This window comes from Bradyrhizobium sp. PMVTL-01 (assembly GCF_051861855.1).
Classification (GTDB): Bacteria; Pseudomonadota; Alphaproteobacteria; order Rhizobiales; family Xanthobacteraceae; genus Bradyrhizobium.
On sequence record NZ_CP193982.1, the window covers coordinates 8108977 to 8134214 of the forward strand.

The 25238-nt window shown below is 64.7% G+C and carries 21 protein-coding genes; 11 read left to right on the top strand and 10 right to left on the bottom strand.

Features of this window, described 5'->3' with window-relative positions:
• Window positions 1–27: 27 nt before the first annotated feature.
• Window positions 28–1656, bottom strand: a complete 1629-nt coding sequence (gene ctaD, locus ACRQ5Q_RS39095; RefSeq protein WP_439371578.1) for a cytochrome c oxidase subunit I — start codon at window positions 1654–1656, stop codon at window positions 28–30.
• 89 nt (window positions 1657–1745) lie between these two features.
• A complete protein-coding gene (coxB, locus tag ACRQ5Q_RS39100) occupies window positions 1746–2585 on the bottom strand; it encodes a cytochrome c oxidase subunit II (protein WP_439371579.1) in 840 nt (279 codons plus the stop codon).
• 440 nt (window positions 2586–3025) lie between these two features.
• Between coxB and ACRQ5Q_RS39105 the strand changes: the two genes are divergently transcribed.
• From ACRQ5Q_RS39105 to ACRQ5Q_RS39120, 4 genes are all read left to right on the top strand, one after another.
• Window positions 3026–3562 carry an invasion associated locus B family protein gene (locus tag ACRQ5Q_RS39105; protein ID WP_439371580.1) on the top strand — a complete coding sequence of 179 codons (537 nt, stop codon included), beginning with the start codon at window positions 3026–3028 and terminating at the stop codon, window positions 3560–3562.
• Window positions 3563–3816: 254 nt separating this feature from the next.
• Complete coding sequence (tldD, locus tag ACRQ5Q_RS39110; protein ID WP_439395119.1) at window positions 3817–5244, top strand: metalloprotease TldD; 1428 nt, start codon at window positions 3817–3819, stop codon at window positions 5242–5244.
• Window positions 5241–6017 carry a signal peptidase I gene (lepB, locus tag ACRQ5Q_RS39115; RefSeq protein WP_439371582.1) on the top strand — a complete coding sequence of 259 codons (777 nt, stop codon included), beginning with the start codon at window positions 5241–5243 and terminating at the stop codon, window positions 6015–6017. Before tldD ends, lepB begins: the two co-directional genes overlap by 4 nt.
• 16 nt (window positions 6018–6033) lie before the next feature.
• Complete coding sequence (locus tag ACRQ5Q_RS39120; RefSeq protein ID WP_439371583.1) at window positions 6034–6600, top strand: nucleotidyltransferase family protein; 567 nt, start codon at window positions 6034–6036, stop codon at window positions 6598–6600.
• A 55-nt stretch (window positions 6601–6655) separates the two neighbouring features.
• Here ACRQ5Q_RS39120 and ACRQ5Q_RS39125 read toward each other — a convergent pair whose 3' ends face one another.
• The 3 genes from ACRQ5Q_RS39125 to ACRQ5Q_RS39135 all read right to left on the bottom strand — a co-directional run bounded on the left by ACRQ5Q_RS39125 (window position 6656) and on the right by ACRQ5Q_RS39135 (window position 9300).
• Window positions 6656–7222 (bottom strand): PAN domain-containing protein, encoded by a 567-nt coding sequence (locus ACRQ5Q_RS39125; RefSeq protein WP_439395121.1) that lies wholly within the window; start codon window positions 7220–7222, stop codon window positions 6656–6658.
• Window positions 7223–7332: 110 nt separating this feature from the next.
• A complete protein-coding gene (locus ACRQ5Q_RS39130) occupies window positions 7333–8703 on the bottom strand; it encodes a glutamate--cysteine ligase (protein WP_439371585.1) in 1371 nt (456 codons plus the stop codon).
• A gap of 99 nt (window positions 8704–8802) precedes the next feature.
• Complete coding sequence (locus tag ACRQ5Q_RS39135; RefSeq protein WP_439371586.1) at window positions 8803–9300, bottom strand: MarR family winged helix-turn-helix transcriptional regulator; 498 nt, start codon at window positions 9298–9300, stop codon at window positions 8803–8805.
• Window positions 9301–9426: 126 nt separating this feature from the next.
• Between ACRQ5Q_RS39135 and gstA the strand changes: the two genes are divergently transcribed.
• On the top strand, window positions 9427–10041 hold the full coding sequence (gstA, locus tag ACRQ5Q_RS39140) for a glutathione transferase GstA (protein ID WP_439371587.1): 615 nt from the start codon (window positions 9427–9429) through the stop codon (window positions 10039–10041).
• Between the two features lie 315 nt (window positions 10042–10356).
• Complete coding sequence (locus ACRQ5Q_RS39145) at window positions 10357–10665, top strand: hypothetical protein (protein ID WP_439395123.1); 309 nt, start codon at window positions 10357–10359, stop codon at window positions 10663–10665.
• 447 nt (window positions 10666–11112) lie between these two features.
• Here the strand turns inward: ACRQ5Q_RS39145 and ACRQ5Q_RS39150 are convergent, their stop codons facing one another.
• From ACRQ5Q_RS39150 to ACRQ5Q_RS39165, 4 genes are all read right to left on the bottom strand, one after another.
• The gene (locus ACRQ5Q_RS39150) at window positions 11113–13329 is read right to left on the bottom strand and encodes an FAD-dependent oxidoreductase (RefSeq protein ID WP_439395124.1); all 2217 of its coding nucleotides are present in this window, start codon (window positions 13327–13329) and stop codon (window positions 11113–11115) included.
• 18 nt (window positions 13330–13347) lie between these two features.
• Window positions 13348–14556: an acetyl-CoA C-acetyltransferase gene (locus ACRQ5Q_RS39155; RefSeq protein WP_439395126.1), complete on the bottom strand. Its 1209-nt coding sequence runs from the start codon at window positions 14554–14556 to the stop codon at window positions 13348–13350.
• 72 nt (window positions 14557–14628) lie between these two features.
• Window positions 14629–16419, bottom strand: a complete 1791-nt coding sequence (locus ACRQ5Q_RS39160) for an acyl-CoA dehydrogenase C-terminal domain-containing protein (protein WP_439395128.1) — start codon at window positions 16417–16419, stop codon at window positions 14629–14631.
• Between the two features lie 39 nt (window positions 16420–16458).
• Entirely contained in the window at window positions 16459–16845 is a 387-nt protein-coding gene (locus tag ACRQ5Q_RS39165; protein WP_439371592.1) for a nuclear transport factor 2 family protein, read from the bottom strand.
• Window positions 16846–17051: 206 nt separating this feature from the next.
• On the opposite strand from ACRQ5Q_RS39165, the gene ACRQ5Q_RS39170 reads away from it, so the two are divergent.
• Window positions 17052–17642, top strand: coding sequence for a PadR family transcriptional regulator (locus tag ACRQ5Q_RS39170; RefSeq protein WP_439371593.1), 591 nt, complete (start codon window positions 17052–17054; stop codon window positions 17640–17642).
• A 238-nt stretch (window positions 17643–17880) separates the two neighbouring features.
• Window positions 17881–21288 (top strand): hypothetical protein, encoded by a 3408-nt coding sequence (locus tag ACRQ5Q_RS39175; protein ID WP_439395129.1) that lies wholly within the window; start codon window positions 17881–17883, stop codon window positions 21286–21288.
• Window positions 21289–21328: 40 nt separating this feature from the next.
• Here ACRQ5Q_RS39175 and ACRQ5Q_RS39180 read toward each other — a convergent pair whose 3' ends face one another.
• Entirely contained in the window at window positions 21329–22669 is a 1341-nt protein-coding gene (locus ACRQ5Q_RS39180) for an LssY C-terminal domain-containing protein (protein ID WP_439395131.1), read from the bottom strand.
• A gap of 131 nt (window positions 22670–22800) precedes the next feature.
• Between ACRQ5Q_RS39180 and ACRQ5Q_RS39185 the strand changes: the two genes are divergently transcribed.
• From ACRQ5Q_RS39185 to ACRQ5Q_RS39195, 3 genes are all read left to right on the top strand, one after another.
• Entirely contained in the window at window positions 22801–23199 is a 399-nt protein-coding gene (locus ACRQ5Q_RS39185; protein ID WP_439371596.1) for a hypothetical protein, read from the top strand.
• A 271-nt stretch (window positions 23200–23470) separates the two neighbouring features.
• Window positions 23471–24388 carry a sulfite exporter TauE/SafE family protein gene (locus ACRQ5Q_RS39190; protein WP_439371597.1) on the top strand — a complete coding sequence of 306 codons (918 nt, stop codon included), beginning with the start codon at window positions 23471–23473 and terminating at the stop codon, window positions 24386–24388.
• Window positions 24388–25155: a TIGR02186 family protein gene (locus tag ACRQ5Q_RS39195; RefSeq protein ID WP_439395133.1), complete on the top strand. Its 768-nt coding sequence runs from the start codon at window positions 24388–24390 to the stop codon at window positions 25153–25155. The genes ACRQ5Q_RS39190 and ACRQ5Q_RS39195 overlap by 1 nt, the downstream gene beginning before the upstream one ends.
• Window positions 25156–25238 lie beyond the last annotated feature (83 nt).

Genomic DNA, 25238 nt, shown 5'->3' on the forward strand with positions numbered 1-25238 from the left:
CCCGTCACGGGCGCCGCGACAGATCGATTACTGCACGCGGGGCAGCACTTCGAACTGGTGGAACGGCGGCGGCGAGGGCAGCGTCCACTCCAGCGTGGTCGCACCCGCACCCCAGGGATTGGCGCCCGCCGGCACCTTCTTCATGAAGGCGTCGATCACGCAGTAGAGGAAGATCAAGACGCCGAAGCCGGAGATGTAGGAGCCGAGCGACGAGACCAGGTTCCAGCCGGCGAACGCGTCGGGATAGTCGACGTAGCGGCGCGGCATGCCCGACAGGCCGAGGAAGTGCTGCGGGAAGAACACCAGGTTGACGCCGACGAAGGTGACCCAGAAGTGCGCCTTCGCCAGCGTCTCGTTGTACATGTAGCCCGACATCTTCGGGAACCAGTAGTACCAGCCGGCGAAGATCGCGAACACCGCGCCGAGCGACAGCACGTAGTGGAAGTGCGCGACGACGTAATAGGTCTCCTGCAGCACGCGGTCGACGCCGGCATTCGCAAGCACGACGCCGGTGACGCCGCCGACGGTGAACAGGAAGATGAAGCCCACCGCCCAGATCATGGGCGCGCGGAATTCGATCGAGCCGCCCCACATCGTCGCGATCCACGAGAAGATCTTGACGCCGGTCGGAACCGCGATGACCATCGTGGCGGCGACGAAATAGGCCTGGGTCGCCGAGGACATGCCGACCGTGTACATGTGGTGCGCCCACACCACGAAGCCGATGCCGCCGATCGCGACCATGGCGTAGGCCATGCCGAGATAGCCGAACACGGGCTTGCGCGAGAAGGTGGAGACGATCTGGCTGATCATGCCGAAGCCGGGCAGGATCAGGATGTACACTTCGGGGTGACCGAAGAACCAGAACAGGTGCTGGAACAGCACGGGGTCGCCGCCGCCGTCCGGCGCGAAGAAGGTCGTGCCGAAATTGCGGTCGGTGAGCAGCATGGTGATCGCACCGGCGAGTACGGGCAGCGACAGCAGCAGCAGGAACACCGTCACCAGGATCGACCACACGAACAACGGCATCTTGTGCAGGGTCATGCCCGGTGCGCGCATGTTGAAGATGGTGGTGATGAAGTTGATGGCCCCGAGGATCGACGAGGCGCCCGCCAGATGCAGCGACAGGATCGCGAAGTCGACGGCCGGGCCCGGATGGCCGGAGCTCGACAGCGGAACGTACATGGTCCAGCCGGCGCCGACGCCGTTGGCGCCCGGCTCGCCCTCGACGAAGGTCGACATCAAGAGCAGCGCGAAGGAGGCCGGCAGCAGCCAGAACGAAATGTTGTTCATGCGCGGAAACGCCATGTCGGGCGCGCCGATCATCAGCGGCACGAACCAGTTGCCGAAGCCGCCGATCATCGCGGGCATGACCATGAAGAAGATCATGATCAGGCCGTGGGAGGTCACGAAGACGTTGTAGGTGTGCGTCTCGTGGAAGATCTGCACGCCCGGATACATCAGCTCGGCCCGGATCGCGATCGACATCGCGGCACCGATGATGCCGGCGATGACCGCGAAGATCAGGTACATCGTGCCGATGTCCTTGTGGTTGGTCGAATAGACGTAGCGCCGCCATCCGGTCGGATGGGCGTGCTCGTGGTCATGTCCGTGGTCTTGCGCGTGATCGCCGTGTGCCGCTGCGCTCGTTGCCATTTTCAAATCCTGCCTTGCGTCCCAATCGGACCTTTGGAGGTCCCGCCCTTTTATCTCGCTTTCGGTCCCCTCGAGCCTCGACCCGGCGCTTACTGCGCCGGGCCGGCCGCCGAGGCGTAGGTGCTGGTGCCGCCGCTCGCGAACTTCTTCTTCGCCGTCTCGACCCAGGAGGCGAACTCCTGGTCGCTGACCACGCGGATCGCGATCGGCATGAAGGCGTGATCCTTGCCGCACAGCTCCGAGCATTGGCCGTAGAACATGCCGGTCTTGGCGGCCTTGAACCAGGTCTCGTTCAGCCGGCCCGGGATGGCGTCGATCTTGACGCCGAACGCGGGCAGCGCGAAGGCGTGGATGACGTCGGCTCCGGTCACCTGAACACGAACTACCTTGTTGACCGGCACCACCATCTCGTTGTCGACGCCGAGCAGGCGGGGCTGCTTGTCCTGGGCCATCAGCGAGTCGAACTCGAACTTGCCGTTATCAGGATAGGCATACGACCAGTACCACTGCTTGCCCGTCGCCTTCACCGTCAGGTCCGCCTTCGGAATGTCGAGCTCCAGGAAAAGGAGGCGGAACGACGGCACTGCGATGCCGACCAGGATCAGCACCGGAACCAGGGTCCACACCACCTCGATCAGCGTGTTGTGGGTGGTCCGCGACGGCACCGGATTGGCCCTCGCGTTGAACTTGACGACCACGACGATCAGCAGCGCCAGGACGAACAGCGTGATCAGGGTGATCAGCACGAACAGGAAGTTGTGGAACCAGACGATGTTGTCCATCACCGGCGAGCCGGACTGCTGGAGCGTCCACTCCCACGGCGCCGGCTGCCCAAGCTCGGCAAATGCCGCGCCGCCCGTCGCCAGCGTCAGGCCAGCAACGGCCAATCCCAGCAAATGCCGGCCTACCCGGCCCATCGACATCCTCATGCCGTTCGCGCTCCCCTTACGAAATCACCCCAAGTGCATTCCCCTGCTTCCGGGAAACGCTTATTCGATCCGTCCGTCTGACAAACCGCCGCTCAAGAATACCTCTAAGAGGAATTGGGGCCAGATCGCTAGAACGCCGAAATCAAGCCTCTCAAACCATAATTCTTGATCTATCGCAATGCAGTCTTGAGCCCCGGCTGCCAGCGATCACCCGCAAGATATTTCCTAGTAAGATCAGACAAAATACCGTTTCCCGGGATGCCGTGGCTTGACAGCGGCATTGCCCGCTGTAGGCACTTGCGGACGGCCGCACAGGAACCTGATTCGTGCCGGCGGCGGCGGCCTCGGCGGCGCAGAATTTGCTTGGGAATTGCCTTCAAGACGCCGTCATTTCAGTCCACCCGCGCAAGCGACCCAAGCAAGCAGAGGGACCGACCCCGATGGGGCTTTCGAGATGCATGGCAAGACAGGCTAACGGCGGCTTCAAGGCGCTGGCAGCCCTGCTGGCTGCGGTCGTCCTCCTGGCCCTTCCGGGCCTTGCCCATGCGCAGGGCGCGGTGCGCTCCGTCCATGGCGACTGGCAGATCCGCTGCGACACCCCGCCGGGCGCCCAGGCCGAGCAATGCGCCCTGATCCAGAGCGTGGTGGCCGAGGACCGCTCCAATGCCGGCCTGACCGTGATCGTGCTCAAGACCGCCGACCAGAAGAGCCGCCTGATGCGCGTGGTCGCCCCGCTCGGCGTGCTCCTGCCCTCCGGCCTCGGCCTCAAGCTCGACAACCAGGACGTCGGCCGCGCCGGCTTCGTGCGCTGCCTGCCCAATGGCTGCGTCGCCGAGGTGGTCATGGACGACAAGCTGCTCGGCCAGCTCCGCAACGCCAAGACCGCCACCTTCATCATCTTCGAGACCCCGGAAGAAGGCATCGGCTTCCCGCTCAGCCTGAACGGGCTCGGCGAGGGCTATGACAAGCTGCCGTAGGGCCTGAAGCCCGTTACCAGTCCCGTCATCCCGAGGCGCGCATGCGATGCGAAGTCGCCGGAGAGGCGAGCACTTCCAGCGAGAACGGCTCCGCCGTTGCGGGGGGTGACGGTGATGGACCGGGGCTTCGATCTGGGCTTCAGATATGGCAATGATTTCAATCATGTCGTTTCGGTAATGTGACGGTCCGCCCTCTCGCCGAACGGCCGGGAAGCCATTATCTTGCCCGACATCTCTCCGACAATGGGTGATCGATGACCAACCCCGCCACAACCTCCCTGCTCGACCGTGCCAATCTCGACCGCGACCAGGTTCGCAACGAGGTCGGGCGCGGGCTCGCCGGCGCCGATGACGGTGAACTGTTCCTGGAATACAGCCAGACCGAAGCGCTGATGTTCGACAATGGGCGGCTGAAGCAGGCGACCTACGATACCTCGCAGGGTTTTGGGCTTCGCGCCGTCAAGGACGACGCGGTCGGTTACGCGCATTCCTCCGACGTGTCGCTGCCGGCGCTGATTCGCGCCGCCGACGCGGTCGCGGCCGTGCGCGGCGGCTATTCCGGCAGCTTTGCCGCCCCGCCGGCGCATACCAACGTGCGGCTTTATAGTGACGACAATCCGCTCGATGCCCCGGGCTTCGAGACCAAGGTCAAGCTGCTCGCCGAGATCGACGCTTATCTACGCGACAAGGATCCGCGGGTGCGGCAGGTGAGCGTCAGCCTCGGCGCGACCTGGCAGGTCGTCGAGATCCTGCGGCCCGACGGCGAGAGCTATCGCGACATCCGTCCGCTGGTGCGCGTCAACATCTCCGTCGTGGCCGGCCAGGGCGACCGCCAGGAGAGCGGCAGCAAGGGCTATGGCGGGCGCGCCGGCTATGCCGAATTCATCGAGAGCAAGAACTGGCGCGATGCCGCCGACGGCGCGCTGCGCGAGGCGCTGGTCAATCTGGAATCGATTCCGGCGCCCGCCGGCGAGATGGATGTCGTGCTGGGCGCCGGCTGGCCCGGCGTGATGCTGCATGAAGCGGTCGGCCATGGCCTCGAAGGCGACTTCAACCGCAAGAAGACTTCGGCGTTTGCGGGCCTGATGGGCCAGCAGGTCGCGGCCAAGGGCGTCACCGTGGTCGACGACGGCACCATTGCCTCGCGCCGCGGCTCGCTCTCGATCGACGACGAGGGCACGCCGACCAACCGTACCGTGCTGATCGAGGACGGCATCCTGGTCGGCTACATGCAGGACCGCCAGAACGCGCGCCTCATGAACATGAAGCCGACCGGCAACGGCCGCCGCCAGGGCTACGCTCATGTGCCGATGCCGCGCATGACCAATACCTACATGCTCGCCGGCGACCGCGATCCGGCCGAGATCCTTAGCTCAGTGAAGAACGGCGTGTTCGCCGCGAATTTCGGCGGCGGCCAGGTCGACATCACCTCGGGCAAATACGTGTTCCAGTGCACCGAGGCCTACAAGATCGAGAACGGCAAGATCGGCGCGCCGCTGAAGGGCGCCATGCTGATCGGCAACGGGCCCACCGATCTGCATCGCATCCGCATGATCGGCAACGACCTCGCGCTCGATACCGGCATCGGCACCTGCGGCAAGAACGGCCAGGGCGTGCCTGTTGGCGTCGGTCAGCCGTCGCTTCTGATGGAACGCATCACCGTGGGTGGAACAGGCGCATGAGTGTCGACAAGGTAACCGTCCCCGCCAAGCGCAAGAGCAGCGGGTGGGGTGGGCAGATCGTTCAGCTCGCCGGCATCGTTGCCGCCGTGTTCATCGCCAAGGGTGCGCTCGCCGAGCCGTTCTACGTACCGTCGGGCTCGATGGAGCCGACGCTGCTGATCGGCGACGCGCTGCTCGCCTCGAAATTCCCGTACGGCTACGGCACCTCGTCGCTGCCGATCCAGATCAACCTGCCCGAGAGTGGCCGTGTCTTCGCGGAGACGCCGAAGCAGGGCGACGTCGTCGTCTTCCGCTGGCCTGGCGATCGCTCGCAGGCCTGGGTCAAGCGCGTCGTGGGTCTGCCCGGGGACCGCATCCAGATGCGGCAGGGCCAGCTCTTCATCAACGACCGTCCGGCCGAGCTGAAGCCTGACGGCGTCGGTTCTGCCGAGGACGACAATGGCGGCAGCGAGCCGGCCTACCGCTATGTCGAGACCCTGCCGAACGGCGTCTCGCACCTGATCTTCAAGATGCGCGACAACGGCCCGCTCGACAACACGCCCGAGGTGACGGTGCCATCAGGCCATCTCTTCGTGCTCGGCGACAACCGCGACAACTCCGCGGACAGCCGCGTGCCGCTGCGCTCCGGCGGCGTCGGACTCCTGCCGGTCGACAATCTGATCGGGCGCGCCGACGCCGTGGTCGGCTCCTGGGATCTCGGCGTGCGCAGCCAGCCGGTGTGGACCTGGCTGTCCGGCTTCAGGCTCGCGCGGTTCTTCACCGCCGTGCATTGAGCGGGGATCGTAGGATGTGAGCAAAGACGAATTCCTCGCTCTCGCCCTGCGAAATCCGATCAACGCGGCAATCGTCGACGAACTTCATCGTCTCGCACTGCCCGATGCATGGCTGGTCGCAGGTTGCCTGGTGCAGACGGTGTGGAACGTGCTCACGGGCCGCGCCATCGATCACGGTATTGCCGACTACGACGTGTTCTATTTCGATCCCGATACATCATGGGAAGCGGAGGACGCGGTGATCCGCAAGCTGCAGGCGCGCCTGGCGCCTCTCGGCGCCAAGATCGAGATTCGCAACCAGGCGCGCGTGCATCTGTGGTATCCCGACAAGCACGGCCTGCCCTATCCGCCGTTAACGCGCTCAACCGACGGCATCCACCGGTTCCTCACGGAGAACACACAGTTGGGTATCCGGCCCGCTGACGAGCGTCTCGACGTCTATGCGCCGCATGGATTCGAGGACGTCGCGAGGTTGATCGTGCGGCCCAATCGGGCACTGAATTTTTCCGCGCCCAATTACGCGGCGAAGGCCGCGCGATGGAAGGCGCTATGGCCGGAGCTCACGGTGATCGCGGCGGAGTGAGCCGCCTGATCCTCCTGGTCATTGCGCTCGCAATGACGGCGAGGAGAGCTGCGTTCTACCGCACCACACCCGACGTGACCCCTGCCTTGCGGCGCGGCGGCTTGATTTCCTTTTTCAGGAAGCAACGCGCCTCGCGGCCGGTATAGCCAGGGCGGGCGTAGGTAAAGGCACGGCATTTGTTGTCGGCGGTGCAGGCGGCCTTGCAGGCCTCGACGCTTTCGCCGTCCTTGAGCTCGAAATTGCGCAAGTCGCCGCCGGGGCGATCGATCGACGTCTCCACGCCCTCGACGCGCGGCTCGATCACGCCGGCGCCGCGGACGCCGGAGATGCAGCAATTGCCGGGCACGCGCGCCGGCACGGTGTTCTTGAGCCAGCACACGGCCGCGGCGCCGTCGATGTCGGGATAGCTGAAGCTCCAGGAACGGCACTTGCGGTCGCGCTCGCACAGCAGCGCGCAATCCTCGGGGTCGCCCGAGGTGACCGCCGTGCTGAAATAGTCGCCGCCGGGCCGGTCGAACGCCGTTTGGGCGCGCGCCGGCACGCCCGTGAATACGAGCGAAAGCAGCGTGACGCATGCCACGACGCTGGCCATGACGCCCCGGGACAGGCGGCCCTTCCCCATCGGAACAGCTTTCGAGTTATTGACGACGCTCAGGTTTTTCAGCCGATCATTTGATCGCCGCAAACCTGTATGGGCGATGAACGGCCTGAATCCTGGTCGTCGCGTATGAATTAGAAGGCGTATTCCGCGTAGGCCGGTTCCACCGAGCCCTTCCAGGGGCCATTGAACTTCTCGAGCATTTCCTCGGCCGGTGTCCGGCCGGAATCGATGATGCGGTCGAGCGGCTCGAGATGCCGGGTCTCGTCGCGGCCGAGCTGATCGATCCGGCCGCGCCGGCGCAGGCCCGCATGTGCCAGAACGAGGCATTCCTTGGCGATCTCGAACAGATAGCGGTCCTTGATCCGTGCCTTGAAGCCGAAGCGCGGCACGTCGTCGCGCAGAGCCTGGCGCTCATGCGCGCCCCAGTGCTTCACCATGTCCCATGCGGCATCCAGCGACACATCGTCATAGAGCAGCCCAACCCAGAAGGCCGGCAGCGCCGGCAGCCGCCCCCACGGCCCGCCGTCGGAGCCGCGCATCTCGAGGTAGCGCTTCAGCCGCACTTCCGGGAAGATCGTCGAGAGATGGTTGGCCCAGTCCGACAGCGTCGGGCGCTCGCCGGGAAGGTTGTTGTTGCGGCCGTCGAAAAAGGCGCGGAACGAAGAGCCCGAGACGTCGATGTACTCCTCGCCGCGCTTGACGAAATACATGGGCACGTCGAGCGCGTAGTCGACATAGCGCTCGAAGCCCATGCCGTCCTCGAACGCCCACGGCATCATGCCTGCGCGGGCATTGTCGGTGTCGCGCCAGATCTCGGAGCGGAACGAGAGGAAGCCGTTCGGCCTGCCTTCGGTGAACGGCGAGTTGGCGAACAGCGCGGTTGCGACCGGCTGGAGCGCGAGCGACACGCGCAGCTTCTTGACCATGTCGGCTTCGGAGCAGAAGTCGAGATTGGTCTGCACCGTGCAGGTCCGGTACATCATGTCGAGGCCGTATTGGCCGACCTTCGGCATGTAATTGGTCATGATCTTGTAGCGGCCCTTGGGCATCACCGGAATGTCGGAGCGCGACCAGGACGGCGTCATGCCGAGACCGAGAAAGCCGATTCCGAGCGGGGTTGCGATCTCGCGCACCTGGGCGAGGTGCGCCATCAGCTCGCTCTGGGTCTGGTGCACGTTCTCCACCGGCGCGCCGGAGAGCTCGAACTGTCCGCCCGGCTCAAGCGAGATCGCGCCGCCGCCGGTGACGTCGTAGAGGCCGATGATGTTGCCCTTCTCCATGATCGGCTCCCAGCCGAGCAGGAGCTTCATGCCTTCGAGCAGCGCGCCGATACCGCGCGCGCCCTCATAGGGCACCGGACGGTGGTCTTCGAGCGTGAACGGCGTCTTCTCGTGCTCCGTGCCCATCCGGAATTCGGACGGGTCCTTGCAGCCGGCCTCGAACCACGCGACGAGCTCGTCACGCGACTGCAGCGGCGTCATATCGATCTGGTCTCGCGCCATATCAAACTCTAATCAAAGGCGCTTCGACCGAATGCGCGCGGGGTGAAGGGGATCGTCCGCGAACCCACCGGGTGCGCGGACGTGCTGGTTGCCGCGCGATCATCGCGTGGGCGTGCTTTCGTTGACGGTCGCGACGGGCGGCAGCTTCATCTCGCCGCACGAGCAGCCCAGCCGGTCGAGCAGACCGCTGAGCTTGACGGCGTCGGCATCGGACAGTTTCGAGCCGACATATTTCTCGATCGCGGCGGAATAGGCGCCCCACATGCGCTTCTGCAGTTCGCGACCGGCTTCGGTGATCTCCACGAACTGGCCGCGCTTGTCCATCTTGCATTCGCGCCGGGAGGCGAGCCCCTCGTCGACCAGGCGGTCGATCAGACGCGAGGTGGAGTATTGCGGGATCAGCATCTGACGCTCGAGTTCCACCGGCCGCAGCTCTCCGGAAGGCGCGCGCGACAGTTCGAGCAGCGCGTCATACCAGGCCAGCGGCGGGAATCCCGCCTTCTTCAGGTCCTGCTCGACGCAGTCGAGCACGCGGCTCTGCACCCGCATCAGGCGGATCCAGGCGGAGGTTGCCTCGGTCGATGGTTTGCGTTTCATGGTCCCGCTCAAGCTCGTCGCCCGTCTCTTACCCCACTCGATGCACCTGCATCAATCTTGACTATTGCATGCAGGTGCATGTAGGCGTTCCTTCGCCATAGCCAAGCGTCAAGAGGAGGAAATTCCATGAAGCTCTATTATTCGCCCGGGGCCTGCTCCCTGTCCCCCCACATCGCGCTCCTGGAAGCCGGCCTGCCCTACGAGTTGGTCAAGGTCGATATCCGGGCCAAGAAGCTCGAAAATGGTGAGGATTATCTGAAGCTGAACCCCAAGGGCCAGGTCCCTGCGCTGGGCCTCGACAGCGGCGAGATCGTGACCGAAGGCCCGGTGATTGTCCAGATGATCGCCGATCAGGCTTCCGCCAAGGCGCTGGCGCCGGCCCATGGCAGCGCCGAGCGCTACAAGTTGCTCGAATGGCTGAACTTCCTCACCTCCGAGGTGCACAAGAGTTTTGGCCCGATGTTCGCCCCCGCCCTGAACGACGAGGCCAAGGCGTTCTTCAAGGACCGTGTCATGGGCAAGCTGAAATACATCGACAGCCAGCTCGCCGATCGCGACTACCTGATGGGCAAGCAGTTCACGGTCGCCGATGGCTATCTCTTCACGATGCTGACCTGGGCCGACCGGATGAAGTTCGACTTGTCGGCAATGCCGCACCTTGCCGCCTACAAGGCCCGCGTCGCCGCCCGGCCGCAGGTGCAGGAGGCGCTGAAAAAGGAAGGGCTCGCGCAGGCGAAATAGACGCGCGCAAGAGGCGACATGCGAAAAGGCCGGATCGAGGATCCGGCCTTTTTTCATGCGAACCATTCGATCGGCAGCGGCGTCGAAGGATCATCTGCGCGAGACAGTTGCCCCCAGGAACTTGATCGTCCTCACGACCCGCCGCCGGCGCGCCGCTCGCGATGCTCGGCGTGCCATGGCGCCGGATCATCGTACCATATACTTATGAACTACTACTGTTCGCCAAATGTAAGCGGTGCTGTCTTGTCAGCACCCGGAAAGAGGACGAGCTTGGCGCATTGATTGAAGAATATTGCACTCTCACCGGAGTTGAAGTTGACGATTGCCGTCGTCCTGATCGTTGCGAGTGCGTTGGTGGGAATAGCGACCGGCCGCGTTTTCAGGATCTGGGCGCTGGTCGTGATCTCCCCGTTGATCGCGATTGTCTCGGCAATTGTTCTTCGCGTGTACGATTTCGGGATGGTGGGAGGCGTGACCGTCGTCGCCATCTGTCTTGTCGCCTCCCAGCTCGCCTACTTCGCGGCATCGTATCTGCTGCACGCTCGCGCGGTCTCACCTCATGACGAAGTCGACGGCGAGCCAGGCGAGATAGGCCAGGAAAAAATCCGCCGCCAACAAAAGTAACACCAGCCCGGCCCAGAGCGCCGGGCCCCTGCGGCGCAGACGCGCCGGCTTCTGCTGCGATGAGATTCGGTCAGTTGCGGACGCAACAGCATATTTCACGGCATGACCGCGACCGAGCGCGGTCTTCCGCAGCACCACGGAGTTCATCAAGGGTAACTTTCTATTCGTTTTCGCTTGCCGAAGGATCGGCAAGTATCCCAACGCCATTCGTGACCCTGACCCGCAGCAAGACTAGTGCCAAGGCCGAGCAAAAGAACGGCGCCGCTTTGACGCGCCCATGGCAATTGGGCGCGCCGCGGCAGCGGGGACTCTGGCACGGTTCCTACACAGATTCTGTGAGCGGTTCCACAACCTGGAACAAATCTGATGCAACCGAGAGGACGCGCAAAAGAAAAGGCCGGATCGCTGACCCGGCCTTTCCGATTCGAATGCGCAGCCCGTCTGCCATCAGGCAGCTGCCGCCTTCTTCGGCGCGAACCGCCCGTAGAAGGTTTCACCCTTCGCGGCCATCTCCTCGAGCAGCTTCGGCGGGGTGAAGCGCGAGCCGTACTTCGCCTCCAGCTTGTGGCAGAGCTCGACGAACTTCCTCGTGCCCATGAAATCGATATAGGACAGCGTGCCGCCGGTGAACGGCGCGAAGCCGAAGCCGAGGATCGAGCCGACATCCGCCTCGCGCGGATCGGTGATGACGTTGTCCTCCACCGTGCGCGCGGCTTCCACCGCCTGCACCACCAGGAAGCGCTGCTTCAGTTCCTCGATATCGAGCGTATCGGGGTCGAGCTGCTTCGGCTGCAGCGCGGAGAGGCCCGGCCACAGGCTCTTCGAGCCCTTGCCCTTCTCGGGGTAGTCGTAGAAGCCCTTGCTGTTCTTGCGGCCGAGACGGCCCTGCTTCTCGACCATCTCCACCATCAGCCTCTTCTGATCGGGATTGATGGCGTTGGGGCCGAGATCGGCTTCCGTCGCCTTCATGATCTTGAGGCCGAGGTCGAGCGCGACTTCGTCCGAGAGCGAGAGCGGGCCGACCGGCATGCCGGCCATCTTGGCGCAGTTCTCGATCATCGCCGGCGGCACGCCTTCGAGGAACATCTCGTTGCCTTCGGCGACGTAACGGCCGACGCAGCGATTGGCAAAGAAGCCTCTGGAGTCGTTGACCACGATCGGCGTCTTGCCGATCTGGCGGACGTAGTCGAGCGCGGTCGCCAGCGCGACATCGCCGGTGTTCTTGCCGAGGATGATCTCGACCAGCATCATCTTCTCGACCGGCGAGAAGAAGTGGATGCCGACGAACTTGCCCTGGTCCTTGAAGGATTCAGCAAGAGAGGTGATCGGCAGCGTCGAGGTGTTCGAGGCGAAGATCACGTCCGGCTTCAGATATTCCTGCGCCTTGGCGAAGGTCTCGGCCTTGACCTTGCGGTCCTCGAACACGGCCTCGATGACGAGGTCGACGTCCTTCAGCGCCGCATAGTCCGCGGTCGGCGTGATACGCGCGAGCAGCTTCTCGGCATCATCAGCCTTGGCACGGCCCTTCTTGATCTGCTCTTCAATCACCTTCTGCGCATGCGCCTTGCCCTTGTCGGCGCTTTCCTGGTCGCGGTCGATCAGGACGACGTCGAGGCCGGCGCGGGCCGAGACGTAGCCGACGCTGGCGCCCATGAAGCCGGCGCCGATCACGGCGATCTTCTTCACCTTGGTTGCGGGGACGTCCTTCGGACGGCGTGCGCCCTTGTTGAGCTCCTGCATCGACAGGAACAGGCTGCGGATCATCGCGGCCGCTTCCTTCGAACGAAGCACCGAGGTGAAGTAGCGCGACTCGACGCGGAGCGCCGCGTCGATCGGCAGCTGCAGGCCCTCATAGACGCAGCTCATGATCGCGCGCGCGGCCGGATAGTTGTCGTAGGTCTCCCGGCGATAGATCGCGTTGCCCGCCGGGAACATCATCATGCCGGCCTTTGAGAACACCGGGCCGCCGGGCAGCTTGAAGCCCTTCTCGTCCCAGGGCGCGACTGCCTTGCCGCCGCCTTTGATCCACTCCTTCGCGGCCTTGATGAGGTCGGCGGCGGGAACGATGGCGTGAATCAAATTCAGCGCCTTGGCCTTCTCGACCGTGACAGGATCGCCCTTGAGCAGGATCGTCATCGCATCCTGCGGAGGCACCAGACGCGGCACGCGCTGCGTACCGCCGGCGCCGGGGAACAGGCCGACCTTGACCTCGGGCAGGCCAAGGCGGGTCTTGGGATTTTCGGCCGCGACCCGATAGTGGCAGCACAGCGTGATCTCGAAGCCGCCGCCGAGCGCGAGGCCGTTGATCGCGGCCGCCCACGGCTTGCCTGATGTTTCGATCGAGCGCAGCACCTGCGAGAAGCGGCGGCTCTGGTCGAACAGCATCTGGTTCGCCGCGGTCTCGTCCTGCTCCTTGAACACTTTTGCGTAGGCCTGGTTCATGCCTTCGAGCATGGAGAGGTCAGCGCCGGCGCAGAACGCCTCTTTCGCCGAGGTGATGACGACGCCCTTCACCGCGGCATCGGCCGTGGTCGCCTTGACGATCGCGTCGAGCTCGCTGGTCGAGGTCTCGTCGAGCACGTTCATCGAACGGGCGGGGATGTCCCAGGTAACGAGCGCGATGCCGTCGGAATCGGTCTCAACCTTGAAGTTCTTGTACGACATGGTGGTTGCTCCCTACGCTTACACCCGCTCGATGATCGTCGCGGTGCCCATGCCGCCGCCGATGCACAGCGTGACCAGGGCGGTGGACTTATTGGTGCGCTCGAGCTCGTCGAGCACGGTGCCGAGGATCATCGCGCCGGTTGCCCCGAGCGGATGGCCAAGCGCGATGGCGCCCCCATTGACGTTGATCTTGGCGTTGTCGATGTCGAAGGCCTGGATGTAGCGCAGCACCACCGAGGCGAAGGCCTCGTTGAGCTCGAACAGGTCGATATCCGACTTCTTCATGCCGGAACGCGCGAACAGCTTTTCGGTGACGTCGACCGGACCGGTCAGCATCATCGCCGGCTCCGAGCCGATATTGGCGAAGGCGCGGATTTTTGCACGCGGCTTCATGCCGTACTTGGCACCCGCCTCCTTGCTGCCGAGCAGCACGGCACCGGCGCCGTCGACGATGCCCGAGGAGTTGCCGGCGTGATGCACGTAGTTGACGCGCTCGATCTCCGGGTGCGACTGCACCGCGACACTGTCGAAGCCGCCCATCTGCGCCATCATCGTGAACGACGGCTGCAGCTGCGCCAGCGACTGCATCGTCGTCGAGGGACGCATGTGCTCGTCCTTGGCGAGAATGGTGAGCCCGTTGATGTCCTTCACCGGCACCACGGACTTGTTGAAGCGGCCCTCGTCCCAGGCCTTAGCCGCGCGCTGCTGGCTCTGGACGGCGTAGGCGTCGACGTCGTCGCGCGAGAAACCGTATTTGGTCGCGATCAGATCGGCCGACACGCCCTGCGGCATGAAATAGGCCGGCACCGCCATCGAGGGGTCCATCGGCCAGGCGCCGCCGGAGGCGCCGATGCCGACGCGGCTCATGGATTCGGCACCGCCGCCGATGACGAGCTCATGCTGGCCGCTCATCACCTGCGCGGCGGCAAAATTCACGGCATCGAGGCCGGAGGCACAGAAGCGGCTGATCTGCACGCCGGGCACGGCTTCGCCGAGACCTGCCTTCAGCGCCGCGAAGCGGGCAATGTCGGAGCCGGCCTCGCCGACGGGATCGACCACGCCAAGCACGACGTCGTCGACCGAGTCCTCCGGCAGGTTGTTGCGGTCCTTCAGCGCCTTCAGCGGCACGGTGGCGAGCGCAAGCGCGGTGACTTCGTGCAGCGCGCCGTCTGGCTTGCCGCGGCCGCGCGGGGTGCGGACGTGGTCGTAGATATAGGCATCTGCCATGGGAGCCTCCTGATTGCAGTTATTGGTGACGACCGCGACGCGATCGGGATTGTCGTTGACGCGAAGGAATTCTCAGAACGCCTCAGCCGGCAGTTCCATGATGGTCGCGCAGCCGGACTGGATGCGCGCGAGATTGGCCGCGGTCTCCGGAAGCATCCGCTCCATGAAGAAGCGGCCGGTGACGAGCTTGGTCGAGAGATAGGGCGTGGCTCCACTCTCGGCAATCTTGGCCTGGGTGACCTTCGCCATCTTCGCCCACATGTAGCCGAGCGCGACGAAGCCGAAGAGATGCATGTAGTCGGTCGCCGCCGCGCCGGCATTGTCCGGCTTCATCATCGCGTTCTGCATCAGCCATGTCGTGGCCTGCTGGAGATGGCCGAGCGAAGTCGAGAGCGGGGTGATGAAAGGCTTCATCGCCTCGTCGCCGCCGTTCTCCCTGGCGAAGGCCATGACCTCGCCGAAGAACGCCATGATGGCGCGGCCGCCGTCGCGCGGCAGCTTGCGGCCGACGAGGTCGAGCGCCTGGATGCCGTTGGCGCCTTCATAGATCATGGCGATGCGTGCATCGCGCACGAACTGCTCCATGCCCTGCTCGGCGATGTAGCCATGGCCGCCATACATCTGCTGCGCCTGCACCGCGTTGGCAAAACCGTAATCGGTGAGGAAGCCTTTCAGCACCGGGGTCATCAGGCCCATGTGGTCGTCGGCGGCCTGGCGGTCCTTCGGATCTTCGGAGTGGTGGGCGACGTCGCTCTTCAGCGCGGTCCACATCACGAAGGCGCGCGCGGCCTCGTTGAAGGCGCGGATCGAGAGCAGCGTGCGGCGCACGTCGGGATGCACGATGATCGGGTCGGCCGCCTTGTCCGGCGCCTTGGCGCCGGTGAGCGCGCGGCCCTGGATGCGCTCGCGGGCATAGGCGACCGCGTTCTGATAGGCGACCTCGGACTGCGCGAGGCCCTGCACGGCGACGCCGAGGCGGGCCTCGTTCATCATCACGAACATGCCCTGCATGCCCTTGTTTTCTTCGCCGATCAGCCAGCCGGTGGCGTCGTCGTAGTTCATCACGCAGGTGGAGTTGCCGTGGATGCCCATCTTGTGCTCGATCGAGCCGCAGACGACGCCGTTGCGCTGCCCGACCGAACCGTCGGCATTCACGAGGAACTTCGGTACCACGAACAGCGACACGCCCTTGATGCCGGCGGGCGCGCCCTCGATGCGGGCGAGCACGAGGTGGATGATGTTGGAGGCCAGGTCGTGCTCGCCGGCCGAGATGAAGATCTTGGTGCCGGTGATCTTGAAGCTGCCGTCGGCCTGGCGCACCGCCTTGGTGCGGAGCATGCCGAGATCGGTGCCGCAATGCGGCTCGGTCAGGTTCATGGTGCCGGTCCACTCACCCGCGATCATCTTCGGCACATAGGTCTTCTTCTGCTCCGGCGAGCCGTGAACGAGCAGCGCGGCGGTCGCGCCCATGGTGAGGCCGCCATACATCGAGAACGCCATGTTGGCGGAGATCTGGAATTCGTTGACGGCCTGGGAGAGCGTCACCGGCAGGCCCTGGCCGCCGAACTCGGTCGGCGCCGACAGGCCGAGCCAGCCGCCTTCGGCGACCTGCTTGAACGCGTCCTTGAATCCCTTCGGCGTGGTGACGCTGCCGTCGTCCGCGCGCTTGCAGCCTTCGAGATCGCCGACGCGATTCAGCGGCTGCAGCACCTCTTCGGCGAGCTTGGCGGCTTCGCCGAGGATCGCCTCGCGCACGTCGCTCGACGCATCGGAGAAGCCGGCGAGGTTGTCGTAGCGGTCGATCTGGAAGACGTCGTTGAGCAGGAAGTTCACGTCTTCGACGGGGGCTTTGTAGATCGGCATGGCGTTCTCCCGGCAGGCCTTTTAGGGATGATGTTGGGCTTATGATTGGGTGGCGGCAAGCTGCTCCGCCATCAGGCGGTGCAGCATGTTGATCGCCTTGAGCGGGCGCACCATCACCTTGAAGTGCGTGATGCGTCCCTCGGTATCGAAGGTGATGATGTCGACACCATTGATCTCGATGCCGTCGATCGTGTTCTTGAATTCGAGCACGGCGCCATGGGCGCTCTTCCATTCGCCGACATAGGTGAAGCCGGGACCGCCGAGCACCTTCTCGGCGCTGGAAAGGTATTTGAAGGTGATGTCGCGGCCGCGCTGCGGCGAATGCACGACGGGGCTTTCGAACACGGCGTCAGGATGCAGCAGGTCCCAGAGCGCGGTGCGGTCATGAGACTTCATGTAGGCGTACCAGGAATCGAGGCCGGTCATTCTCGGGTCCTCCCTAAAGGGCTTTCCAGGAGCCTTGGCAAAAAAGCGAAAACAACCCCATGCACAGTAGCGAGCAGGTTGATTCCGCCGGGTTTTCGGGTGGGTCTTTTGCCCTCCCTCAAGCCGCCTCATATGCACATTGACGCATATGCGCCGATGCGCATAAAGTCAAGTGAGTTGGTCAAGGTCGAAGAAGGAGGCCAGTCATGGCACTGGGCGACGCAATCCTCGCATGCCTGACGGAACGGCCAATGACGGGCTACGAGCTCGCCAAGACGTTCGATTCCTCGATCGGCTTCTTCTGGAAGGCCGACCACCAGCAAATCTACCGCGAGCTCTCCAAGCTGCGCGACCGCGGCTACATCCAGGGCCGCGAGGTCGTGCAGTCAGGCAAACCCAACAAACTCATCTATACGCTCACTCCGGAAGGGCGAACAGCGCTGCGGCACTGGGCCGCGCGGCCGAGCACGCCCCCCTCCATCAAGGACGACCTGCTGGTGCGGCTGCACGCGCTCGACAGCATCGACATCGAGCCGATGCGCACCGACCTGATGGCCCGCCTGGAGCACCATCGCGACCGCCACGCCAATTACGAACGCATCCTGAAGAAGCGCTTTCCGGACGGCACCGCGGAAGGCCGGCTCGATCTCGGCAATTTGCTGCTGCTCCAGCTCGGCGCGCGGCACGAGCAGATGGTGGCCGACTTCTGCGAGGAGGCGCTCGAGGCGCTGTCGGCGATGAGCGGCAAGGGCACGGTGGTGCCGATCGAGGGTGGCAAGCGCGAAGGGAAGGGGTAGAGGGGGGCATGACAGCGGTTGTTCGGCGACCGGACGGACGCAACGTCCACCCCTCAGTTCCCCCCGCCCAACTTTAAGACACCCGCGTCCCATTCCTTAACCCGTTATTTACCGTAACAGGAAAAAGTCGGTTTTCGAGGCAGACGACCCGCGCCAAATCCGATTGTCTTTGCAACCGGCACGCGTGGGGAGGCTGGAGGCGCCGGGTGGGGCGCCGGAGTCGGAACCGGACAGAGTCATGAATTCGCGCGTATCGTGGAGTGTTGACGGCATCGATCCATCCGTAAGGGAGCGGGCCGAGGCTGCTGCGCGTCGCGCGGGCATGTCGCTCAACGATTGGCTCAACTCCACGCTCGGCGAAACTGCTCCACCGAACTTTCGCGGACCTTACGATCAGCGTCACGATCAACGTCCGCAACACATGCCGAGCCAGGAGAGCCGCGAAGTCGCTGACATCCACCAGCGGCTTGACGCGATCACCCAGCAGATCGAACGGATTTCAAAGCCCGCTCCGCGCCAGGACTCTTCTCGTGAAAGAGACGTCTCGCGCGAGCAAGGCGTCGCGCGCCAGCTCAACGACGCGATCTCGCGGCTCGACGCGCGCCTGTCGCAAATCTCCCGCCCGCAGCAGCCGCAGGCCCCGCGGCCAGCCCCTGCCCCATCGCCCGTTGAAGCGCGCCAGCGTCAGGCCGATGCGGTGGAGCGCGCGGCCGCGCAGGTCTATCGCAGCTCGCCACCCCTGAGCCCCGCCTCGTTCGACGTCGCGGTCGCCGAGATCACCGCGCGCCAGAGCGAGCTCGACGGCTTTGCGCCGAGGCAAATGCCGCCGCGCTCGGCGCCCTCGATTGCACCCGCAGCACCTTACGCGCCGCCGATGGCGCCGCACGCGCCTGCCTACGCTCCGCCGTCACCGCAGCCGGGGCCGGATTTCTCGTCGCTCGAGCGGCATCTGCTCAAGATCACGAGCCAGATCGAAGCGCTGCAGCGGCCGGACAATACCGAGCAGGCGATCAACGCGTTCCGCAGCGAGCTTGCGGAAATTCGCACCGCCATCACCGAGGCGATGCCGCGGCGCGCGATCGAATCGATCGAGAACGAAATCCGCTCGCTGCATCGGCGCATCGACGAGACCCGCTCCAACGGCACCGACGCCCAGGTTCTGTCAGGCATCGAGCGCGCGCTGTCCGACATCAAGCAGGTGCTGCGGACGCTGACCCCGGCCGAGCAGCTCACCGGCTATGACGAGGCAATCCGCAATCTCGGCGCCAAGCTCGACCTGATCCTGCGCGCCAATGACGATCCCTCGACGGTGCGCCAGCTCGAAGGCGCCATCGCGGCGCTGCGCGGCATCGTCTCCAACGTCGCCTCCAACGAGGCGCTGGCCCGGCTGTCCGAGGACGTGCAGCTGCTGTCGTCCAAGGTCGACCAGATCACCCGCGCCTCCGGCCACGGCGACAGCTTTGCGGTGCTGGAGCAGCGCATCGCCGCCCTCACCGCCGCGCTGGAAACGCGCGAGCGGCCGCAGCCGGCCGAGAGCACCGAGCATCTGGAAGCCGCAATCCGCGCGCTGTCGGACCGCTTCGACCGCATGCAGGTCGGCAACGATTCCGCCTCGACCTTCGCGCATCTCGAACAGCGGATCTCGTATCTTCTGGAGCGGATCGAGGCCGCCGCCGATCCGCGCAACGGCAATTTGAGTCGCGTCGAGGACGGCCTGCACGACATCCTCAGGCATCTGGAGCGCCAGCAGGCGACCTATGCGGCCCTCGCCAAGAGCCGCAACTCGGCGCCATCGGTCGATTCCGGCGTGGTCGATCTCGTCAAGCGCGAGCTGTCCGACATCCGCTTCAGCCAGGCCGAGACCAACCGCAGCACCCAGGACTCGCTCGACGCCGTGCACAGCGCGCTCGGGCATGTCGTCGATCGCCTCTCCATGATCGAGGGCGATCTGCGCGCGGTGCGAACCGCGCCGCCGGCCCCGGCGCCGCAGCCGATGCCGATGGCTGCTCCCATCGAGCCCGCGCCGATGGCGCGCGACCCGCGGCCGCAAGCACAGCCGCCGAAATACGATCCGAAGCCGGAGCTGCCGAACCCGGCCGCCATGCAGCAGGCGCCGCCCTCCGCCTTCGTCGCCGCGCCGCGTGAATTCCATGCCGCCGCACCGGCTGCGCCGCCGCAGATGCCGCCGCCCGTTCCGCCGCGCGCGATCAGCGAGATCCTGGAGCCGCACACGGCGCCCGCACGCGCCGCGATCGCGCCAGAACTGCCGCCGGATCATCCGCTCGAGCCGGGCACGCGGCCGGGCGGCCGCGTCGCTACCCCATCAGAGCGCATCGCCGCCTCCGAGAGCGCGATCAGCGAAATTCCCGCCGCACCGAAAGAGCCGGTGTCGTCGTCGAGCTTCATCGCGGCCGCGCGCCGCGCGGCGCAAGCTGCCGCCGCACAGCCGCCCGAGAAGCCGGCCCGTGGCGCCAAGGCCGCGATCGCCCGCGCCAAGGAGAAGGGCCAGGAAGGCGGCTCGACCATCACCTCAAAAATCCGCTCGCTGCTGGTCGGCGCGAGCGTGGTCGTGATCGTGCTCGGCACCTTCAAGATGGCGATGAACCTGCTCGAGGGCGGCAGCGCGCCGCCCGCACCGCAGGCGATGCAGAATATTCCGAGCGAGCCGGCACCGCCGCCTGCGCCACCTCCGGTCGAGACCAAGCCGGCCTCGCTCGAGCAGATCACGCCGTCGATGACCTCGCCGACGCCGATCGGGCGGCAATCGCAGAACAATGCCGCCCCGACTCCCAGTTCCGGCAACTCGGCCTCGGTCGAAATCCCGCAGGCGCCTGCCGCGGCAGTGCCGCCGCCTGCTGTGAGCAGCGACATCACCGGCGCGCTGTCGGGCACCAGCCGCGCGCGGCTCGGCCTCGTCCAGGTGCCGCCGAGCGAGAAGCTGCCTGATGCCATCGGCGGCCCGGCCTTGCGCACCGCTGCGATGAAGGGCGATGCGACCGCGGCCTACGAGATCGGCGTGCGCTTTGCGGAGGGCAAAGGCGTCGCCACCAATTACGACGAAGCGGCGAAGTGGTACGACCGCGCGGCGCAGGCCGGCGTGGTGCCCGCGAGCTTCCGGCTCGGCACGCTCTATGAAAAGGGCCTGGGGGTGAACAAGGACGCCGACATCGCGCGCCGCTACTACACCCAGGCCGCCGAGCGCGGCAACGCCAAGGCGATGCACAATCTCGCGGTGCTCGATGCCGACGGCGGCGGACGCGGCGCCAACTACAAGAGCGCGGCGCAGTGGTTCCGCCAGGCTGCCGATCGCGGCGTGGCCGACAGCCAGTTCAACCTCGGCATCCTCTATGCCCGCGGCATCGGCGTCGAGCAGAACCTCGCCGAGTCCTACAAATGGTTCAGCCTCGCGGCCGCGCAGGGCGATGCGGATGCCGCCGGCAAGCGCGACGACGTCGCCAAGCGCCTCGACCCGCAGTCGCTCGCTGCCGCCAAGCTCGCGATCCAGACCTTCAGCGCCGAGCCGCAGCCCGACGATGCCGTCAACGTCCCAACGCCGAACGGTGGCTGGGACAGCGCGCCGCAGGCGAACGCGAAGCCCGCGCCGAAGCCGGTCACGGCCAGGCGCTCGGCCTCCGCGGCGCATTGAAGCGCGATGCGATAGCGCTCCGCGAACAGGGTCCCTCGCACTACGGCGGCGTTTCCCAGGCAAGCCTGTCGATCTTGCCGAGCGGCGTTGTTTGATTCGACAGGAATATGACCGCGCGCAATCCATCGGTGTAATAGGGGTCGCCTGTCAGATTTGCACGCGGCGCGGATGGTGGTGCGGCTCCGACGCCATTGACGTAACCGAAGCGCTCGCTGAATCCGGACATGATGAGATCCTGAAGAAAATAGGCCCGATCGAAATCGACGTCGGGCGCAATCTTGTGCGTGGTCAAGTTCCATGTCTGATCGGTCAGTCGGACACCAATATCCCGGCTCACATGGCCGACCCACACCCTTCGATTATCGAAGGTGTACGGCGTCAGCCAAAATCGGGCGTGAATGCGCTCATTGATGGTGGACCGGGCTTTCTGAACGACGACGTCTTCCCTGCGGCCGAACACGTAAAGCGGGCTCACGGGCGACGTCTGATACGGATCTCGAAGCAAGAAAGCGCGCGCGGTCTCGATCGCGCTTGCAAAATCGAGCTGTCTGGCAAGGTGCCATCCGCGGGCAATGAGAGGGACGATGGGGTCTTGCTTGCTTTCGATGATGACGAGATTGAGCGGATCACCATCACGTTTCCCCTCAGGCCCCTTGGTACAGCAGGCGAAGTTTGCAAATCTCTCCCGCAATGACGAAAGATCGAGTTCCTCGATCTTCGTGCCAGGATAGACTTTCTCGGCTTGAATATTGGTGCCGACAAACGGCGGCCCTGGAACCAACAGCGCGAGCTCGAAGCTCTCCACGCGGCCCTTCCCGACGATCATGATGTGCGCATATTTGATGCCGGCATCCAGAACCCCGTAGACGAAGCCCGTCGTCTTGCTGTGCGGCGGAAGGTCGCTCGGCATCTGGCGCTTGAGAAAGAATTGGTCACGGGCGCGGTTGGCGTACCATGACAGAGCGCCGTGGAATCTGTAGGAGACCTCATAGGCAGAATAATAGTCGGGATCCATCGTGACCGGGAGAAGCGCCAATGCCTCGTCGGTCTCGTTCTCGATCGACAGCCAGACGGGTTGAATGTTGTAACCGGCCAGATTTTCACCAAAGCTCCTTTCGCTCTCATCCGCTCCGAGTGCGCTCGCACTCACCTTGATTCCCGGCACGGACTTCTGCTGGGCGCGGTTGATGAAACTTGCATCTCCGCTCGGATCTGGTGAAAACCGAAATGAGTTGACGACCGCTATCAACGTCAGCACGAGAGCCAAAAACGCGACACTCAGAAACTTGTGCGCCCTGATCGTCTTGATGGGGTTGAGAAGAGCGACGGCATTCTCGTTCATCTTGTCACCCGGCCTTTTCGTCAGGACGATGCGGATCAAGCTGCGTCACGTCCCTCTACCTCGGTTATCGTCCCGGGCTGACGATGCCCGGCCGTTGATCTGCATCAACGCTTCGGACCCCTTTTGCACTGAGGCAATCGCCAGTTCAGGTGCCACAAAGGAACACAAAGATGGGCATTCTCGACTGGTCGCGCAGGCAAGACGATCGTTTTCCAGACCAGAGGACCAAGATGAAGGCGGCCGCGCTGGCCGTCCTCTGGCTGGGAATTCCGGGAACGTCCACCGAGGCTCTCGCCGCCTCGTGCTCGTCTTACTACATTTCGGAAATCACTGTTGTATCGGCGCTCGACACCGAGGCCGGTCGTGTACAGACGTTTGTTGGATTTGGAACGTCGAAGGAAGAGGCCGAGAAGAACGCCTTGGGGTCGTGCTCGCACATCCAGCAAGACCTCCAAACATGCCTGGACTCGGATCGCATGCTGGGTCGTAATGCCGCGTCGGACACGGCCAACAGCTCGCTTCATTTGAAGTACACAAAGGCGGTCCAGCGCATCACTGGCTGCGATTAACGCGACCTTCGCCGCGCGCATCGCTGTTCAGGCGTGTATGGAGGCACGCCGTTCGCTCGAGCCGTAGCCGGGCTGGGTTATTCCCAGGCAAAGAAGCCGCAGATGCAGTGCCTTGAATTCGGCTCAGGGCACAGGTTTGTTGCGAAAAACGCTGCGCCGTGTTCAATTCGTTGTCCCGCAGCGCGGCGTTTTCGGCTATGTGAGGAACGCGGCAATCGTTCGTCCTGCGCGAGTATTCCGCGGTCTTCGATCGTCCGCCGGACCAGGCTCGATGCAGCTCTATCTCCCGATCGCCGATCTTCCGGTCAACGTCTTCCTCGTGCTGGCGATGGGCGCGGCGGTCGGCTTCGTCTCCGGCATGTTCGGCATTGGCGGCGGCTTCCTGATGACGCCGCTCCTGATCTTCATCGGCATCACGCCGGCGGTCGCGGTCGCCTCCGTGGCGAGCCACATCGCGGCCTCCTCGTTTTCCGGCGCCCTGACCTATTGGCGACGACGTGCGATCGATCCGGCACTGGCGAGCGTTCTTTTATGCGGCGGCGTGACCGGGACGGCGCTCGGGGTGTGGACCTTCACGCAGCTTCGCGCGCTCGGCCAGCTCGACCTGATGATCGCGCTGTCCTACGTCGTGCTGCTCACCACGGTCGGCAGCCTGATGTTCTCCGAGGGCCTGCGCGCCCTGATGCGGACCCGGCGCGGCGCGGTGCCGCCGCGACGCACGCACAACTGGATCCACGGCCTGCCGCTGAAGATGCGGTTCAAGCGATCGAAGATCTATCTCTCGGTCATCCCCGTGCTGATCGTCGGCACCATGATCGGCTTCATCGGCTCCATCATGGGTATCGGCGGCGGCTTCATCCTGGTGCCGATCATGATCTATCTGCTCAGGGTGCCGACCTCGACGGTGATCGGGACCTCGATGGTGCTCACCCTCGTCACCATGCTGGTCGCGACCATTCTGCACGCGGTGACCAATCACCTCGTCGATGCGGTACTGGCGCTGATCCTGATGGTCGGCGGCGTCACCGGAGCGCAGTTCGGAGCACGTGCCGGCCAGAAGATCCGCGGCGAGCAGCTGCGGCTGCTGCTGGGCCTCTTGATCCTCTCGGTCGGCGTCCGCTTCGCGATCGAGCTGGTGATCCGGCCCGAAGATCTCTTCACCATTCGTGAGCTGGGGGTGAGCACCTGATGCGCACGCTCCTCGCCCTTCTTGTCGTCCTGCTACTCGGTTCCGCCGCGCGCGCCGAGCGGCTGATCGTGTCGGTCTCCAACCATCGCGTCACGGTGACGCCGAACTATTCCGGCGAGGAGCTGGTGCTGTTCGGCTCGGTGGAGAAGGACGCCACGACGCCCGCGGACCGCACCGCCTACGATCTCGTCGTCACCGTGATGGGCCCGCGCGCCGACATGGTGACGCGGCGGAAGGAACGCACCTTCGGCATCTGGATCAACACCGACTACCGGCAGTTCCTGCAGGTGCCGAGCTATCTGGCGCTGTTCGCCAATCGTCCCTTCGACGCCATCACCTCGCCCGAGATCGCGCGGCGGCAGCAGATCGGACTCAACAACGTGCGGCTGACGCAACGGGTCAGCGGCGACTTTGCCGACGTGGTGCCGAACGACCCGTTCCGCTCGGCCTTCGTCCGCCTGCGCACCGAGCGCGGGCTCTATCGCGAAGACCCGAGCGCGGTGACGTTCCTGACGCCGACGCTGTTCCGCACCGGCATTCCGCTGCCGGCGGAGGTGCCGATCGGCACCTATGAGGTCGAGATCAAGCTGTTCGCGAACGGCGCGCTCGTGACCAAGACCGAGACCGCCTTCGAGATCGTCAAGGTCGGCTTCGAGCAGTTCGTCGCGACGACGGCAAGGCAGAACGGGTTCGTCTACGGGCTTGCCACGGTGGCGATGGCGCTGATGACGGGGTGGATGGCGTCGATCGTGTTCAGGAAGGATTAGCGTACTCCGTCATTGCGAGCGAAACGAAACAATCCAGAATCGCTCCGCGGTGATGGACTGGATGGCTTCGCTGCGCTCGCAAT